Below are 17880 nucleotides of genomic sequence, written 5' to 3' on the forward strand. Positions count from 1 at the left end.
TTATATTCAACAGCAGAAGATAGCTATGATGTGAATGGATATAAGATGATTAAAAATTCCTCAAACCTTACTGCATATAACATGCAGTATAAAAAACTTAAGGGTACACAGTTAAAATCAAATCCATTTAGCTATCTTAACTGTTGTCCCTTCTCCGCTGTCTGATTGAATATCAAATTCATCCATCAGACGCTTCACTCCGGGAAGGCCTGCTCCCAGCCCTCCTGAAGTGGTATAACCATCCTCTAATACTAATCTGATATCGTTTATTCCGGGCCCTGAGTCAGTAGCAGTCATAATTATTCCCTTATGACCAAACGTCTTAGTGACTTCAAAAGTAATCATCCCTGTTTCTGCATATAGGTAAATGTTACGGGCCAATTCGGATATTGCGGTGGTGATACGTGCCTGATCAACCGTTCCAAAGCCAACTTCCCTTGCTATATCCCGGCCAACCTGCCTAGCATGAACGATATCCAATTCCTTATCGATGTTCACATATGATTGAGTATTCATAGTCGATTCCTCCAGTTTCTGATTATTTTTAAAGATGCTTGCTTCAGATTCTGCACAGTTGAAAACTTCTGGAGATGGATATCTAATCAATCAACATACCAAATAAAACTGTTTTCTGTTCACATCATTATTTATTTATCGGCTTTTTAAAATAAAAAAGCCGAAAAGGAAAGAAGATCCTTTTCGGCTCATGCCTTAGCGCTATTGTCCAGGCATTTCCACCATGTTATTTTTTTTCTTTTAATATGAAGATAACAAATCCTGTATCGTTAATAAAATCCCAGTCAACAAATAAATCTTGTATTTCTTGATGAAGTACAGATTCTAAGAATTTTTTATCAATGAGACTCTTTTCCAACTTTCTTTTCGACAGTCTAAGCTGGTTTTCAAAGCCAGATTGAATAAGCTCTTGTTCAATTAGAACAAGTATATCCTCACGTCTGGATATCAGTGTCCGGGAATTAAGCATATATGACGTCAGCTGCTGCGGAGACTTTTGTGCTTTTTGAGTAAAACGTTGTATCTCTTCATGTACTTGATCTTTGGCTGCATAATGAAGGTAGTCCTCCGTTGTTTCATCCTGATTGGAGTCCAGTTCCGTAAAGAGAATGCCGCTTCTGTTTTCTACCGACCAGTCATAGTAGATCTTGTCTACTTTAACACCTAATTGCGAGGAGATAATAGATTGTATCTCCGGAGTTAGTTCTTTCATTAATAAATCGCGGGTTTCCTGAAATTTTAATTCATTTTCCTGCTTCAGCAAAACTTTTTCCATCGGAGCTAAGAAATTTCTTAGATAGATTGTAACATATGGTTTCGCTATAGAGACGAAAATGGCTTCAGGACCCTTTCCAAAATTATCTCGAAAAAGTTTGCCGATTGCACTGGATATTCCGGATTCTACTGTTTTTTCCACTTGGTTTCTCCTTTTGAGTGTCATAAAATTTATATTTAAATTCGTTGTAATAATAAGAGTTGTGCTTCTATTTCTATTCATTTGATTTGCTAAGTTTGAAAAAAACATTTTAAGGACCGTACGTTATTTTACAATCCCTCTCACAACTATATCATTTATTTTATGTGTTGGAAAATCATTTTAATAAAAAGGCTTTGAAAACTTTTATAATAATCTAAATTGAGGGATTTTCTTGTACTTTTGCTATCCAAAAATCGTAGAAAATAACCATGAAAGAAATAGCTTCTATATAGAGCTTAATTTAATTAAAGAAAGATGGCTAAAAACAATATAACGTTCCTTTTTACAATTTCTTCTTTGACTATATCATTTTTTCACCCTCAGTGAAAAAATGATTGCTTTTTACATATTCATAGATTATCCTGTTAATTAACAGAATATTTAATCTGGAGATTGCTATATTTCGAGGTTAAATAAATCTATATTAAGGGAGATGTTTGTGTATGTCACTAGATACGTTAGATACGTTGAAGCCAAAAGTGAAAGCGTTTTTAGAAGAGGTGAATGGGTTCTATATTAATGGTCAATACGTTACAGCACAGAGCGGTCAAACATTTGACGTTTTAAACCCGGCAACGGAAGAAGTGATTGCAAAAGTAAGCCAAGCAGATGAATCCGATATTGATTTGGCTGTTCAAGCAGCTTGTAAAGCTTTCGATGAAGGGCAATGGACCAAGATAGAGGCTGCTGAGCGTTCCCGTATAATTTATAAATTTGGAGACTTATTAGAAGAGCATAGAGAAGAGCTTGCTCAATTGGAGGCGCTTGATAACGGAAAACCTTATCAGCAAGCTTTGGAAGATGATGTAGAGGGAACGATTGAGCATTTTAGATATTATGCGGGCTGGGCAACCAAAATCTTTGGTAAGACAACAAATGTTTCGCCGGATTATGCTACGTATACGGTTCACGAGCCTATTGGTGTAGTAGGGCAGATTATTCCATGGAACTATCCACTGCTTATGGCTGCCTGGAAGCTGGGATCAGCACTTGCAGCAGGATGTACGGTTGTTTTAAAGCCTGCAGAAGATACACCGTTATCCATTTTATATGCAGCGAAGTTATTTAAAGAAGCTGGTTTTCCAGATGGTGTAGTCAATATTGTTTCTGGGCCAGGAAGTGTGGTTGGAAATGCTTTGGTAACACATCCCCAAGTGAACAAAGTTGCGTTTACAGGCTCCACAGAAACTGGTAAGGAAATTATGAGAAAAGCAGCAGATGATGTGAAGGCGGTCACCTTAGAACTTGGAGGGAAATCTCCAGCTATTGTCTTAGAAGATGCTGATTTAGAAACAACATTAGATGGTATTTTTGATGGTACGATGTATAATCATGGTCAAAATTGTAGTGCAACTACCCGTATTTTTGTGCATCGAAGTTTATATAATGAAGTACTGGATAAGCTCAAGAAAAAAGCTGAAGAAACGGTCGTTGGCCCTGGGCTAGACAATGCTACGGATATGGGGCCGCTTGTATCTGAAAAACAAATGAATACTGTTTTAGGGTATATTGAAAAAGGAAAGGAAGAAGGTGCGCGGCTTATTACTGGCGGTAAGCGTACAGGGGATCAAGGATATTTTGTAGAACCGACTATCTTTGCGGACGTAGAAGACCATATGACGATTGCAAGAGAAGAAATATTTGGTCCTGTTATGTCGGTGTTTGTCTTCGATGAAGTGGAAGAAGTGATTCAGCGGGCTAATGATAGTGAGTATGGTTTAGCTGCAAGTGTATGGACGGAAAATATTAAAAAAGGACACTATATTGCTTCTAAGTTAGAATCAGGAACTGTCTGGGTGAATGATTTTGGTCTTGAATTGGAAACAATGCCGTTTGGCGGTTACAAACATTCCGGTATAGGCAGAGAGATGGGTGGAGATTACGGCATCTCCAACTATGTAGAAGTGAAAAGTATCTTTGTTAATATGAAGCAATCATAACTAAGAGGTGACGTGGATGGATGAGTTATTAGGCAGCGAACTAAAAAAAGTACGTAAGAGCAGGCAGCTGACCTTACAACAATTGAGTGATCGAAGTGGTCTGTCTGTGAGCTTTTTATCCCAGATAGAAAGGGGACTGCGGACACTTACATTTACATCACTTAAAAAAATCTGTGAAGCATTAGATGTTAATGTGAATTTCTTCTTCGATAATGGAGATTCCAGCTTTGTAAAAAAAGAGAAAACATCGTATAAAAATACTGGTAACTTTTCCTATAAAAGCCTAGTTGGAAAAATGGAACATCCGGATTTTATCCCTGCACGGATTGACTTAGAGGCAGGGGAGTATCAACAAATTCCTTATACACATAGTGGACAGGAGTTTGTATATGTCTTATCCGGTCAATTAGAAGTTGAAATTGAAGGTGTCCAAGAAACACTGTATAGCAATGAGTCCATCCATATAGACTCAAGTATGGCGCACCATTGGTACAATGCAACCGATGAGACGACAAGGCTGCTTCTCGTCTCATCCACAAAATGAAAAAACGCTCTTCTCAAATTTTGAGAAGAGCGTTTTTTAAACATATTGTTTCCACATGCGCTGTAAGTTTTTTCTCCCTTGGTGCAAATCTTTATGAAAGGTTACTTTTGCATGTTGCCTTTCGTATGTTATGGCTTCCAATGTTTTTTTAGATGAAATAGTGTCTTTTATAATCTGATTTGCAGCCATTTTTCCCTGCAGCATGGCAATTTTAGCATTCTCTATGCCAGTGATATTACCAGCAACATACAGATTCTCTATTTCTGTTTCCATCGTTTCGTTATGCAGTGGGACATACCCGCCTAGTGATTCGATATAAATATGTTTCAGATTCAATAGGGATGTTACTTCATTGACTGGAGATAAACCGTCAGAGATGCATACAAAATCACATGCTATTTCTTTTTCTGTTCCCTCTATAAGTTCCCCCCGTGCATTCGTTTTTTGAATAGTCACGGATTCAACTTCATGCTGCCCGTTTATTCTTATTACCCTTTCTTTGATGGAGATAGGTAATCCAAGCGCACGGACTCCTTTTTTAGGAAAAAATTGTAATGCCAGCTGCTGGAATGGAGTCACTTTTCCAGCTATTTTTGAACCTGTTGAAAAGAATTTAGATGGAGCAGAATTTCCTAAAGATATCAGCGTTTCCAATGCTTCCTTTGGTGTTGCTTGGTTGATTAGATTAACTGGAGGAAGACAAATTTTAGCAACATCAACATATGCGTAACCGAGCTCTAGCGCGATGACCATGGACAATGGATTAATACCGATAATAACTCCCTTATTTCCCGGTTTCACACGTTGGAAGTTTGTCAGCACCTGAGCAGCACCAACCGTCATTACTCCTGGCAAATCCCAGCCTGGAAGCGGAGTCGATTTTTCTTTTCCGCCGGTCGCAACAATCAGGTGTTCTGATCGGAAAAGGCCGGACGTTGTGTAGATATCGAACCCTTGATTATTATATTCTACATTATACACTGATGTTCCAAGCTTAAAGTTCACCTTTTCAGAGACTTCATTGTAAAGTTTCCGGGCAACTTCCATTCCATTCCACCATTCTCCTTTTGTTTCCTCATATAGCTGCCCAAGCAATCTGCCGCCATAATGATAATACTCATCGATAAGGAGTACATTTTGCTTTTCTTGCAGGACTTGGGCAGCTGTTAATCCAGCAGGACCTGCACCGATAATAATAGTATCAAAGTGATTCATGGGAATGTCCTCCTTTGACCAAGTGAGGCAATTCTTTCTGCTGTTCAATCACCATATCTTTATGAATTGGAGTAAGGCACGCCCGTTGATTACGTTTTCCTTCCACAATGACCCTGCATTCGGAGCAGTGTCCAATGTTACAGTATAGCCCCCGTGGTTTGCCATCTTTTTCATGGTATCTGAGCGTTCTGATATTATTAGCGAGAAGCGCTGCTGTGATACTTTCCCCTTCAGCTCCATAATACGTTTGACCGTTCCATTGAAAAGGGATGAGTGTCTGCTCTTTGTTTCCTAAAATTTTATGATCTGTAATTCTTTCTGTCACGATTCCACACCCCCTGAAATTTCCTCAAACGAAACGGTCCGAATAGGAGACTGGGATTTCAGGTTGATATAAGAAGGAGTCTTTGTATTTTTATCTTGCGTCAGCTGGTCTAAAAAATGTCCGCATGTTCTGGAGTTGCAAAAGCCCATTCCAGCTCGGGATTTTAGTTTTAATTCTCTCGAGTTTGCTGCTCCTTTCTCTAATATTTCCAGCATTTCGGAATAATATATATTTTCACATCGACATACTATAAAATCATCTTGTTTTTTCATTCGAATCACCTCAAAGGATATTTATTTATAAACAAGAAAAAAGTGTGCCAATTTAAAATTGGAATTTACGCATTTTTGAATATAATGTAGGTCTGCTGATACCGAGATCATGACTGGATTTTTCAATGTTATGATCATTTTGATCGACGATATATTTAATATATTCTGCTTCCACCTTATGAATATAGTCTTTCAGATTTAGATTTTCTGATAGATTTGGTACAGACAGAGTCTTATCTGACTGCCCTACTTCCACCAAATACTGGTCAAAGGTATTATTATTTAATTGATCTTCATTAGAAAAAATAACTAATCGTTCGACAACATTGATTAATTCTCTAACATTTCCAGGCCAGTGATAGCTCCTTAGGTTGTTTAAAAGTGAATGATCTGCATAACGGAGCTCTGTCTGGTATTTCTTCGATAAGTGATAAAGATAATAATAGAATAAGGATTCAATGTCATCCGGCCGTTCCCTTAAAGGAGGTATGTGGATGTTAAGGACATTAATCCGATACAGCAAATCGGAGCGGAAATCATCAGAATTCAGTAACTCAGAAATTGATTTGTTTGTAGCTGAAACCAACCGGAAATGGGTGGAAACTTCTTTTTTACCGCCTAATCGGAAGTATTTTCTTTCTTGTAATACCCGCAGGAATTTTACTTGCATATCCAACGGCATATCCCCGATTTCATCAAGAAAAAGTGTGCCATCTTTGGCAAGTTCGAGCTTGCCTTTATTTCCTTCTTTATTCGCTCCTGTAAAAGCTCCTTTTTCGTAACCAAATAATTCTGCCTCAAATAAATGCTTCGGAATCGCACCACAGTTAATAGGAATAAATTCACCGGAAGTTTCACTGCTGTTATGAATAGATTGTGCAAATAGTTCCTTGCCCACACCAGTTTCTCCAGTGATTAAAATATTGGCATTTGTCTTTGCGGCTCGTTTTATCTGATTTTTTAAATTTTCCATGATCGAGCTTTTAAAAATAATATTTTTAAAATGTTCTTCATTCTTCAATTGTTTGACATTATCGGTAAGGAAGCTTACCTGATTTTTGAGTTGTTCAATTTCTTCCTCCTGGCGTTTTTGCTCTGTCACATCAATTTCTGAAACAATGGCACCTTCAACTTTGCCTTCAATGAGAATCGGAACAGATTTAAGATTCACATAAATACTTTTCGTAGCCATGTGCTGCTTTTTCTCAATGACTTCATTGTTTCGTAATGTTTGTAAAATCGCCAATTTGTCCTCTGCGAAAATTTCTTTAATATCCTTTCCAATTACCTCGCTTTTCTCCATGTTAAATATTACTGCAGCTCTGTCGCTCCAGTAAATGACTTTTTCGTGTTTATCAATAATCGTAAAAGAGTGGTTATAAAAATTTATTAGCTCTTCAATAATAGAATGTTCTAACATATGTATAATCCCCTTTAGTGTTAAGTTTATAATAATAATTATATTTTTCTTTACACATTATTTCAAATTTTATTGATTTTACGATATATGAAGTTGGCATGTTTTTTTCTTAGTATTTTATAAAGGAAGGAGGGAGCAATTTTGACAACGCCATCTTATGATGTATTGATAATTGGTGGAGGTATTATCGGTGCAAGCATTGCTTATTTTACTTCTAAAAAAGGTTTAAAAGTAGGGATGTTAGAAGGGGATACAGTTGCTTCTGGTACAAGCTCAAAATGTGATGGCAATGTTTTATTGATTGATAAAGAGCCGGGATTTGACAGCAATATGGCGATAAAGAGTCAGGCATTAATCAAAAGCTTATCAAAAGAATTAGAAATGAAATTTGAATTCAGGCATCCGGGAAGTATTTTCCTTTGTGCAAATGAAGAAGAATTGGAACAGGCATATGACTGGGTAGATCAGCACAACAGAGCAAATGGCGAATATCAATTTTTTAAAAAATTAACCAAAGAAGATTTAAAAAATGATTCCAAATATTTTGCTGATCATTTGGTTGGCGGCATTGAATGTACAAATGATTCAACGGTAAACCCATACATGTTAACCTTTTCGTTCATTCACGCAGCGAAAAAGAATGATTTTGAGCTTTTCGAAAAAACGCCCGTAACATTTATGGAGGAACATAGAACAAAAGGATTTAAAGTACATTCTCATGATCGTGTGTTTAAGGCCAGTAAAGTAATTAATGCAGCTGGTGTTTTTGCACCGGAAGTGAGTAAACATCTCGGTGTACCTTTACCAATTAAACCAAGAAAGGGTCATATCCTGGTTTCATCACGCGCAGAATTGATGGGCACAAGGAAAATTCAAGAGTTTGGATACTTGATGACGAAGTTTGGCAAAGAGAGAAAAGCCGATAAAATCATGAATGATTATGGGATTGCATTGGTGCATGAACCGACAGAGAGTCAAAATTTCCTGATAGGAAGCAGCCGGGAATTTATTGGTTTTGATACAACCGTCAATCATCAAGTTGTTCAACTGATTGCCAAAAGAGCGATAGAATTTTTCCCGAAAATGAAGGATATGAATATTATTCGTAGTTATGCAGGTCTCCGGCCGTGGACGCCGGATCACTTGCCGATTATTTCAGAGACCGCCGTGCCTGATTATTATGTAGCCGCCGGTCATGAGGGAGATGGAATTGGATTGTCTGCGGTAACAGGTTATTGGATGGCTCAGATGGTGACAGATACACTCGAGGATGACATTAGTCTGCTAAGTATGGATAGATTTCAGGGGGAGGCAATATGAAGATAAATTCAAAACTGCTTGTTACTGTGGATACGCACACTGGGGGAAACCCGACAAGAACTGTTTTATCTGGTATACCTAAATTAAAAGGAGAGACGATTCAAGAAAAAATGCTGGATATGAAGGAAAATCATGATTACATTCGAAAGTATCTGGTTTTTCCGCCCAGGGGACATGATGTAATGAGTGGCACGATATTACTGCCGCCTTTAAAAGAAGAAGCCGATTTTAGTGTAATTTTTATAGAGACCGGCGGGTATCTGCCAATGTGCGGACATGACACCATTGGCACATGTACAGCACTGGTAGAGCTTGGTTATGTCGAAGTCAAAGAGCCCTATACTTCGGTAGTCCTGGATACGCCAGCAGGTGTGGTGGAAGCCAGCTGCAAAGTGGAAGAAGGTAAAGTACAAGAAGTAACATTTATCAGTACAGATTCCTTTCATCTGAAGAAATTATATATCGACTACAAGGATTTCAAGAATGTACCATGTGATGTGGCATATGGCGGAAATTTTTATGGGATTATGAAAGCCGGTGATTTAGGTTTATCGCTTGATGTATCAAGATCAGAAGAAATTGTGGACGTGGCCATGGCGGTCAGAGATCAAATTAATCGCCAGCATGAGGTGAAGCATCCTGAGTATCCATTTATTAATAAGCTGACGCATATGGAATTCTATGAACCAGGTGATGTTGTCAAAAACACGGTAATTGTGCCACCGGGAGGTATTGATAGATCGCCGTGCGGTACAGGGACATGTGCAAAAGTATCGACACTTTATAAAGATGGCCAGCTGGATTTGAATGAAAGCTTTCTCCATGAAAGTATTACGGGTTCCCGGTTTAAAGCGCAGGTCATTCATGCGAATCAGGAAGGCGGTGTAACTTATAATAAAGTTGCTATTACAGGATCTGCATGGATAATGGGGAGGCATGACCTTTACTTCGATCCGGATGATCCCTTAAATCAAGGATATCTATTGATTCCAGAGATATAAGGAAGGAGTGAATATATGATTTCAAAAGTAATCAATAGTTATGATATTCATATTAATGGACAGCAATTAAGAATTATTGAGAAAAGTGAGCTGGAAACGGCATTACAAGGTTATGAAAATAGGGCATTAATGCGCAATGAACCGAGAGGGAGTAAATATGTTCATTTACTAATCTTTCAATGGAATGACAATGTTTTAGAGGTAGATTTACATGAAAATGAAAGCGTTGACAATGAAAATATTTTACTAAAAAGCTTGATTTTATCACTTGTCGATCGAGGAAGAATAAATCAAAAGGAAAGCTATTCTGTAAGATATAATGACCAAATCTATGAATACCGGCATGATTGTCTGACGACAGAAAAATTACCTGAAGTAGCAAAACAACAGAATATCTACCTGGTCAACGACAAGAAAATAAGCGTAGATGAAGTGGATATAGAATTAGAAATAAAAAATATAACAACGATTAAAGAGTACATTCGTTCTAAGAAAGATGGAGACAGTGATTATCTGGTGCTTAAACAGGGAGAAAAACAAGTAGTTGCAAATAAAAACGGAGATATTTTAGCATATCCAATTATCGAAGTCATGGCTGTACTTGCAAAGCAATTTTCTCAGGAAATCATTACTTTCTTTACTGGATTAAAAATACGTGCAGAAGATATGCAGCTTCATTATTATTTAATTTCTAATTCACAATTTTATATTGATCATACTGATATTTATTCGCAAGGGTTTGTTATTAAATAAAACAAGGGGAGAAATACATGGCTAGAGAAAAGAAACTGCCAAGTATACCAGTTTTATTGCTCATTCTGGTTTTATTTGTAGTAATTATGTTTGGTTTTATCGTTATATTAGAGTTGCCTATCCAGCTGGCATTACTTACAATCTGGTTTGTGATTATGGGGTTTGGATTATACTTGGGTAACACGTATATAGAAATGGAGAAAGGCTTATTAAAAGGAATTTATGAAGGCTTAGGAGCGACACTCGTTTTAATCGCTGTAGGGGCGCTTATCGGCTCTTGGATTGCAGGTGGTATTGTACCGACGATGATTTATTATGGTCTAAGTATCATTAGCCCAAGTATTTTTCTGATGGCAGCAATGATTATTTGTGCGATTACATCTATTTCCACAGGAACATCATTTGGTTCGGCAGGGACAGCTGGCATTGCGATGATGGGTATTGGGGAAAGCTTTGGTCTGCCAACATATTTGGTGGCTGGTGCAGTTATTTCAGGGTGTTACGTTGGGGATAAAATGTCGCCATTATCTGATACAACTGTGATGACAGCCTCCTTATCAAGAGTCGATTTATTCAGACATATCAGGTCGATGTTATATGTGTCCATACCAGCATTCATTATTTCGGCAATTGCTTATTGGGTTGTAGGTTTAATCATGCAAGATGGCAGCGGTGATCTGTCAATTGCCGAAAATACAATGGCAAGCCTACAGGGCACATTTAATATATCTTGGCTGATGTTGATTCCGGCAGTGGTAGTTGTCGTCATGCTGGCATTTAAACTCCCATCCATACCGGTAATTATATTTGGAGCGTTGCTAGGAAGTTTATGGGCGGTTTGGTTCCAAGGATATGGTTTCATTGAAGCGATAGAGACACTATATTCTGGAAGTGGTGTCACTACAGGAATTGATTTCATTGATAATCTTTTAGACCGTGGCGGTATTACTTTCATGCTTGAAGTCATATTGTTGATTCTTCTAGCTTTAGGTGTTGGCGGATTGTTACAGACTATCGGTGCATTTACAGTGATTGGTGAACTTTTTGCTAAATGGGCAACAAATACAGGTAAACTGACATTTACAACAATGCTCGCAGCTTTCTTTGGTGTATTTTTTGGCGGCGCAGCTTATGTTTCAATGTTGACAGGAACGAAAATTACAGAAGCTAATTATGATAAGAAAAAAATCAGCAGAACTTTGTTATCAAGAAATGTAGAGTCAGGAGGTACAATTGCTAATCCAATGGTTCCCTGGACTGATGGAGGGGTATTTATGGCAACAACACTTGGAGTGTCTACCCTTGCATACCTGCCTTTCTTCTGGTACGGATTTTTAGTCATTATAATCAACTTAATTTATGGTTATTTTGGATGGTTTATTTTAGATAAAGACAAATATGAAAAAGAAAAGGATGAGGAACATGAAAAAGCAATTTGAAGGAGCATTTCCTGTATTAATTACACCAATGAATGAGGATTACAGCGTAAACTATGAAGGGGTAAAAGAGAATATCCAGTACTATTTAGATCAAAAAGTCCCAGGAATAGTGGTGGTTGGAAGCACAGGAGAATTTGCCTCATTAAATGATGAAGAAAAGAATGAAATCGTTAGGATAGCCGGGGAAGCAGTAAAAGATACAGAGACGGATTTATTGGTTGGAATCGCCGATGAACGGACGGACAAAGTGTTAGAATATGCAAAACATGCCGAAGCAAATCACGCAGATGGACTGTTGCTTATCAACTCATATTACATGACACCGACGGAAGAAGAAGCATTTGAACAATTTAAAGAAGTAAATGATCACGTTTCCACACCGATTATGATGTACAACAATCCATTTACGGCTAATGTGAATCTGGAGAATGAGACCATTTATAAAATTGATAAGGAGCTTGATAATGTACAGTATATTAAAGAGTCGAGTGGAGATATACACAAGGTTAGAGCGGTGGCCGACAATACAGACCTTGTACTTTTCTGTGGAGCAGATGACCTGGCATTGGAATCATTTGTTCTTGGAGCAACGGGCTGGATATCGGTAGCGGCAAATATTGCACCAAACAGTGCAGGTAGGCTGTATGAACTGGTGAAAGCAAAGAATTACGACGGAGCGAAGGAGCTGTATAAAGACTTATTGCCACTATGTGAGTTTCTGGAGGATTCCGGGAAGTATGTTCAAATAGTGAAAAAGGCAATGGACCTGAAAGGGTTAAATGGCGGACCGGCAAGAAAACCTAGATTAGGGCTTACAGAGGAAGAAGTTACGAAGATGAAAGAACTTATGGAGAAGCTGGATTAAATATTATACAGCAAAGAAAAGGATTAGTCCTCACGATTTTGGACTAATCCTTTTGTTATTCCCCAGTATTTGATTTTTATATTTGTTTACGGTTCTTCTGGAAATAGATATACCGATTTCATCTAAATGCTTCGAAATTTTATTATCAGAAAGTGCTTCGAAGCCAGTTATATTTTGAATCAAGTATTTAATATAACTGACAGACAGGTTTTCATGGTACTTTTTGGATAATAGTTTTTTTATTGGAATGGTTCCTCTGGGTGTAGCGACATATTTATTACAGAGCAATCTGCTGATAGTTGCCGGGCTCAGTTTCGTATGTTCTGTTAAATCTGTCTGATCTAAAGCATGCAAAAAGTCACTTTTCCCGGTTAAATAATCATATTGAACATTTGCAATGATAGAGATGACCTGAGTTAAGTATATTTTTCTTGCATTCAAAATAGAAATCAGTTCATCGTATTCTGTTTTAAATTTTTCCAATTCAGCGTTGAATGAATGATGATGACTATCCTTTAAAAGTGGTTCATAAGAAATGTCACCGCTGAGATAATCATGAATGATAACCTGTAATCCGTTCTCTCCATACACAATGGAAGCATCAGGAGAAATATTTAATTTTTCATCAGCTTCTAAAGGAGTCAAATTGCAATGGGTGGTAATTAAATCGATGTATTCTTTGAATTCAGCTTCATTTACATTTGAATCTTCCAGAAAACGAAAGGAATGTTGATTGATTTCATTCAAATGAGATGAGAAAAGAGCAAATAGCTTTTCGTCATAAAAGCCTTTATTTTTCAGTTGAAATTTAAGAAAATCCAGCATATGAAAAGTTCCTATACCCTTATTTTCATAGCTTTGCAGCTCATTAATTAATTCTTCCACTCTATTTAGTGAAGATCCGGTATAAGAAGCAATTTCATAGGGTTGTTCTTCTAAAAAGCCTTTGGAATTAAGGGAATGAAGGATAAACTCCATCGTCAATTGATCCTGCTTATGAAGTGTACAGAGGAAATGGGACAGTATGTCATCGACGATATAATGAGAATCCACCTGCTGCTGTGAGATATTGGATATTGGAATCTTATCTTCATATATAAAAACCAGCGGATTTTCATTGAATTTATTTTTAATATAATTATAAAGTTCATATTGGTTGTATTTAAATAGTTGAATGGAGTTAACAATGTAATGATTTAAAGAAATATTGATATCATTGTTTACGGTATTTTGTATTGAAATCATCCATATTCTCCTTTATGTAAAAATAAAACAAAAATTTAGAACATTTGTTAATTAGGACAATTCTATACTTTATAAAAATACAAGTCAAATAAGGAATAGTAACATGTAAAAAGATTTATATTAAGCTATACATATAAAAAATTTTCAAAGCAGTCAAAACAAAAATTAAAATAAAGATACAATATTTAAATAGTGAATAATGCTTGAAGAAAGGATTTTTGGAGCGTAAAAAGGTGATGTTGTATAGGTCCAATTCTGATTAATCATGAAGCATAAATGGTATTTAGTTATGTGTATACTTGCTAAAAAATGAAAAAATAACCACTTTCCAGTTAATTTACATTGGGGTTTCGGAGTGGTATGATATATAGTATTCAACTTTTAAACATGGAAATAAACAAAAGAAGCAGTACCCTGACGAACCGAAGTGAAGCATAAAAGAAACCTTTATTTTCAAAGCAGAAATAAATAATGTGTTTGAAAATAGAAGGTAGCAATGTCAGAAAGGCTTTGTCATACTTGCATGAAAAATGTTTACATCCGTTTATTTCTATAAAAGTTGTGTTTATTTCATGCAGTATTTGCTTATAAGGCTCATCAATTACAGGTACCTCTTCTGTTTGGCGGTTTTACGATTTCAGTAAACCAGCACACAAACGGCGGGGTATTTTTTAATTGTTTGAATATTTACGTAAGAGCATTAATTTAATCTAAATAAATGCTGCGGTCATTGATAGAAGCTATATATTGCAAAAGCTGAAAGAAATTAAAAAGAAAGGGACAGGAAAGATTATGACTACGAAGAATTCACAAGAAATCCTTGATAGCATTCCGCAAAAAGGTTTCTTTGGACATCCTAAAGGCTTATTTACATTATTTTTCACTGAGTTTTGGGAAAGGTTTTCCTATTATGGAATGAGAGCGATATTGCTCTACTATATGTACTATGCATTGAAAGACGGGGGATTGGGCCTTGATAGAGGGACTGCTGGTTCCATTATGGCCATCTATGGTTCGCTTGTTTATATGTCAGGGATTATCGGCGGCTGGATTGCCGACCGGATGCTTGGAATGAAAAGAACCGTCTTTTATGGCGGAATATTGATAATGGCAGGTCATATTGCCTTGTCCTTCCCGGGCGGAGTAACGGCTCTCTTCGTATCGATGGGCTTAATTGTAATTGGTACTGGACTGCTAAAACCAAACGTGTCCAACATTGTCGGGGACTTATATGATAAAGAAGATATGCGTATTGATTCCGGTTTTAGTATATTCTATATGGGTATTAACCTTGGTGGTTTAATAGCACCATTTATTGTCGGAACACTCGGCCAAAAATACAATTTCCACCTTGGGTTTGGTGTAGCGGCTCTTGGCATGCTTGTGGGACTCATTATATTCTTAGCTACAAGAAAGAAATATTTAGGACTGGCCGGATCCTATGTGCCTAATCCGCTATCTGCTGACGAAAAAAAATCTGCGTTTCTGAAATTTGGAATCAGTGCGCTCATCATCGTTGTAGTTGGCGCTGTCCTGATTTCCAACGGTATTTTAACCATTGACGGATTTGTCATGACGGTCAGTGTTTTAGGAATACTCATTCCCGTTATGTACTTTTTAGTAATGTATTTCAGCAAGAAAACAACGAAAAAGGAACAGAAAAGTCTATTGGCCTATATCCCGTTATTTATTGCGGCAATGATGTTCTGGGCTATTCAGGAGCAAGGTTCAATCATTTTAGCTCGATATGCGGATGAACGAATCAGATTGTCATTAGGCGAATTTTCCTTACAATCCTCTTGGTTCCAATCATTCAATCCATTATTTATTGTGCTGTTAGCTCCAGTATTTGCGGCATTATGGATGAAGCTTGGCAAGAGGCAGCCATCTACCAATAAGAAGTTTTCATTTGGTTTGATATTTGCTGGTCTTTCTTTCTTAATTATGATTATTCCAGCTGTTTACGCTGGCCCGGATACCCTTGTCAGTCCAATATGGCTTGTGCTCAGTTTCTTGATTGTTGTTTTAGGTGAACTATGCTTGTCGCCAGTTGGACTAGCGGCAACAACAAGAATGGCGCCAGCAGCATTTTCTGCACAGACCATGAGTCTCTGGTTCTTATCCAATGCTTCGGCACAGGCAATTAATGCGCAAATTGTTAAGTTATACAGCCCTGAAACAGAGATTCTTTACTTTGGAATTATCGGCGGAATTGCTGTGTTGCTGGGGGTAATCTTGTTTGTGGTTTCTTCTGTAATTAAGAAGAGAGCATAAGTTTATCACAGAGCAACAGACAGTAAGACTCCTGTTTTAAGAATAGAAAAGATTTGAAAATGCTATATGGAACTGGGATTTTACTGCGTACTTACTTGTCCTGAACGTCTTCTAAAAGGAATATTATATTCCTTTTAGAAGACGTTTTTTGTGTAATTCAACGTTTCATTAAGCCCTAATGCTTACATATAAAATATGAGGGAGAAAAGAATTATTTTCTGATAATGCAAAATTAATAAAATATGGTATATGATAATAGTATATATAAATATAAGAAATGGAGGAGAAATAAGCGATGGAGAATAATATCGGGAATGATATTCAATACCAAATCTATGCAACAATGCATAATCCAGACCCTAACCGACTTCCAGTAATACATGAGGAATGGGAAAATGTAGCTCGTGAAAAATTGCAGGATGGCCCTTATTACTATATTGCAGGTGGGGCTGGTGGTGAGAAAACCATGCAAGCCAATTTGCAAGCATTTTCGAACCAAAGGATCATTCCGCGTATGTTACGGAATGTAGATAAACGTGATTTATCGGTTCGTTTATTGGGTCAAAAATACCCTTTTCCCATATTACAAGCACCTATTGGGGTACAGTCTATCATACATGAAGAAGGAGAGATTGGCTCTGCAAAGGCATCTGCTGAAATGGGCGTTCCTTATATTGCAAGTTCAGCTTCCTCCGTACCGATGGAAAAAATAGCAGAGGCGATGGGAGATGCACCACGCTGGTTTCAATTGTATTGGAGCAGAGACCCTGAAATCACAGCAAGCTTTTTAAGGCGTGCTGAAAAAACGGGGTATTCTGCGATTGTAGTGACTTTAGATACTCCGATGATGGCTTGGAGAGAGCATGATTTAAAAAATGTCTATTTGCCATTCTTGGCAGGCGAAGGTGTCGGGAATTATTTCACGGATCCGGCATTCTTGGCTAAGTTGGACCAATCGCCGCAGGAAGATCCGCAATCTGCCATTATGCATTGGACGAAGATTTTTGGGAATACAGGATTGACTTGGGAGAGTATCGACTTTTTGCGTGAGCATACTAGCCTGCCAATTATTTTAAAGGGGATTTTACATCCGGAAGACGCGAAACTTGCTGTAGAAAAGGGTGTAGATGGTATTATCGTATCAAACCATGGCGGACGTCAAGTAGATGGCGCTATTGGGGCTTTGGACGTACTTCCTGATATTGTAGCTGCAGTCGGGGATAAAACGGAAATCCTCATGGATAGCGGAATCAGGCGAGGGTCAGATATTATGAAAGCCATGGCGCTTGGCGCAAAAGCAGTACTTGTCGGCAGACCGCTTATGTATGGACTTGCAGCGGCAGGTCAGAAAGGCGTAAAAGAAGTCATGCAAAACATGCTTGCTGATTTGGACATTACGATGGGACTGGCTGGGCAAAGCTCCGTAAGTAACTTAGAGGCATCGTTGTTAAGGAAAATGGAGTAAGAAATATTCGAGAGCAGCTTTCGGGTCACTTTTTTTAACATCGTGAATCGTAGATAAAAGCCCATTTTTGGTAATGGGCTTTTATCATGCCTTTTCTTTTTGTATGATTGCTTTGTATTGGAAAATAATAATCCTGCATTTCGAGCTTGTGGATAACAGCACTTATTCACAAGCTTGATTTTCCCTTTCATTCCATTATATTTCATAAATGGTAATACACTCTGATTCAATAAGACTTATTCCCTTCAAAAAGCGCACAAATTCCCCCTCCCCATTTAAGAGGCGTTTCTTCCAATATTTAACTTGGGTA

General features: G+C 37.5%; 16 protein-coding genes. 9 read left to right on the plus strand and 7 right to left on the minus strand.

What is annotated here, in order from left to right; all coding sequences use genetic code 11:
• Positions 1–117 precede the first annotated feature (117 nt).
• Positions 118–516: an anti-sigma regulatory factor gene (locus tag ACFQ19_RS18380; protein ID WP_379594138.1), complete on the minus strand. Its 399-nt coding sequence runs from the start codon at positions 514–516 to the stop codon at positions 118–120.
• A gap of 226 nt (positions 517–742) precedes the next feature.
• Complete coding sequence (locus ACFQ19_RS18385) at positions 743–1432, minus strand: Na-translocating system protein MpsC family protein (RefSeq protein WP_379594140.1); 690 nt, start codon at positions 1430–1432, stop codon at positions 743–745.
• A 503-nt stretch (positions 1433–1935) separates the two neighbouring features.
• Here ACFQ19_RS18385 and ACFQ19_RS18390 point away from each other — a divergent pair.
• Together ACFQ19_RS18390 and ACFQ19_RS18395 are read left to right on the plus strand one after the other, a co-directional pair.
• Positions 1936–3432, plus strand: coding sequence for an aldehyde dehydrogenase family protein (locus ACFQ19_RS18390; protein ID WP_379594141.1), 1497 nt, complete (start codon positions 1936–1938; stop codon positions 3430–3432).
• A gap of 16 nt (positions 3433–3448) precedes the next feature.
• Positions 3449–3976: a helix-turn-helix domain-containing protein gene (locus ACFQ19_RS18395; RefSeq protein WP_379594142.1), complete on the plus strand. Its 528-nt coding sequence runs from the start codon at positions 3449–3451 to the stop codon at positions 3974–3976.
• Between the two features lie 36 nt (positions 3977–4012).
• Here the strand turns inward: ACFQ19_RS18395 and ACFQ19_RS18400 are convergent, their stop codons facing one another.
• From ACFQ19_RS18400 to ACFQ19_RS18415, 4 genes are read right to left on the minus strand one after another with little or no spacing between them, the layout of a single operon-like run.
• The gene (locus ACFQ19_RS18400) at positions 4013–5191 is read right to left on the minus strand and encodes an NAD(P)/FAD-dependent oxidoreductase (RefSeq protein WP_379594144.1); all 1179 of its coding nucleotides are present in this window, start codon (positions 5189–5191) and stop codon (positions 4013–4015) included.
• Positions 5178–5516 (minus strand): (2Fe-2S)-binding protein, encoded by a 339-nt coding sequence (locus ACFQ19_RS18405; RefSeq protein ID WP_379594145.1) that lies wholly within the window; start codon positions 5514–5516, stop codon positions 5178–5180. The genes ACFQ19_RS18400 and ACFQ19_RS18405 overlap by 14 nt, the downstream gene beginning before the upstream one ends.
• Positions 5513–5788, minus strand: coding sequence for a (2Fe-2S)-binding protein (locus ACFQ19_RS18410; protein ID WP_379594146.1), 276 nt, complete (start codon positions 5786–5788; stop codon positions 5513–5515). The genes ACFQ19_RS18405 and ACFQ19_RS18410 overlap by 4 nt, the downstream gene beginning before the upstream one ends.
• A gap of 52 nt (positions 5789–5840) precedes the next feature.
• Positions 5841–7208 (minus strand): sigma-54 interaction domain-containing protein, encoded by a 1368-nt coding sequence (locus tag ACFQ19_RS18415; RefSeq protein WP_379594147.1) that lies wholly within the window; start codon positions 7206–7208, stop codon positions 5841–5843.
• A gap of 141 nt (positions 7209–7349) precedes the next feature.
• Here ACFQ19_RS18415 and ACFQ19_RS18420 point away from each other — a divergent pair, with 141 nt between their 5' ends.
• Genes ACFQ19_RS18420 through ACFQ19_RS18440 form a run of 5 tightly spaced genes read left to right on the plus strand, consistent with a single transcriptional unit; the run spans position 7350 to position 12586 of the window.
• Positions 7350–8528 (plus strand): NAD(P)/FAD-dependent oxidoreductase, encoded by a 1179-nt coding sequence (locus tag ACFQ19_RS18420; protein ID WP_379594148.1) that lies wholly within the window; start codon positions 7350–7352, stop codon positions 8526–8528.
• On the plus strand, positions 8525–9529 hold the full coding sequence (locus ACFQ19_RS18425; RefSeq protein ID WP_379594149.1) for a proline racemase family protein: 1005 nt from the start codon (positions 8525–8527) through the stop codon (positions 9527–9529). The genes ACFQ19_RS18420 and ACFQ19_RS18425 overlap by 4 nt, the downstream gene beginning before the upstream one ends.
• Before the next feature lie 15 nt (positions 9530–9544).
• Positions 9545–10282, plus strand: a complete 738-nt coding sequence (locus ACFQ19_RS18430; protein WP_379594150.1) for a hypothetical protein — start codon at positions 9545–9547, stop codon at positions 10280–10282.
• 17 nt (positions 10283–10299) lie between these two features.
• Positions 10300–11721 (plus strand): Na+/H+ antiporter NhaC, encoded by a 1422-nt coding sequence (gene nhaC / locus ACFQ19_RS18435; protein WP_379594151.1) that lies wholly within the window; start codon positions 10300–10302, stop codon positions 11719–11721.
• On the plus strand, positions 11705–12586 hold the full coding sequence (locus tag ACFQ19_RS18440; protein ID WP_379594152.1) for a dihydrodipicolinate synthase family protein: 882 nt from the start codon (positions 11705–11707) through the stop codon (positions 12584–12586). Before nhaC ends, ACFQ19_RS18440 begins: the two co-directional genes overlap by 17 nt.
• 30 nt (positions 12587–12616) lie before the next feature.
• Here ACFQ19_RS18440 and ACFQ19_RS18445 read toward each other — a convergent pair whose 3' ends face one another.
• Positions 12617–13831 (minus strand): RNA polymerase factor sigma-54, encoded by a 1215-nt coding sequence (locus tag ACFQ19_RS18445; protein WP_379594153.1) that lies wholly within the window; start codon positions 13829–13831, stop codon positions 12617–12619.
• 792 nt (positions 13832–14623) lie between these two features.
• On the opposite strand from ACFQ19_RS18445, the gene ACFQ19_RS18450 reads away from it, so the two are divergent.
• Complete coding sequence (locus ACFQ19_RS18450; RefSeq protein ID WP_379594157.1) at positions 14624–16105, plus strand: peptide MFS transporter; 1482 nt, start codon at positions 14624–14626, stop codon at positions 16103–16105.
• 295 nt (positions 16106–16400) lie between these two features.
• Positions 16401–17570, plus strand: coding sequence for a lactate 2-monooxygenase (locus ACFQ19_RS18455; RefSeq protein WP_379594154.1), 1170 nt, complete (start codon positions 16401–16403; stop codon positions 17568–17570).
• The last annotated feature ends 310 nt before the right edge of the window (positions 17571–17880 follow it).

This window comes from Oceanobacillus locisalsi (assembly GCF_042675985.1).
In the GTDB taxonomy this organism is placed as follows: Bacteria; Bacillota; Bacilli; order Bacillales; family Amphibacillaceae; genus Oceanobacillus; species Oceanobacillus locisalsi.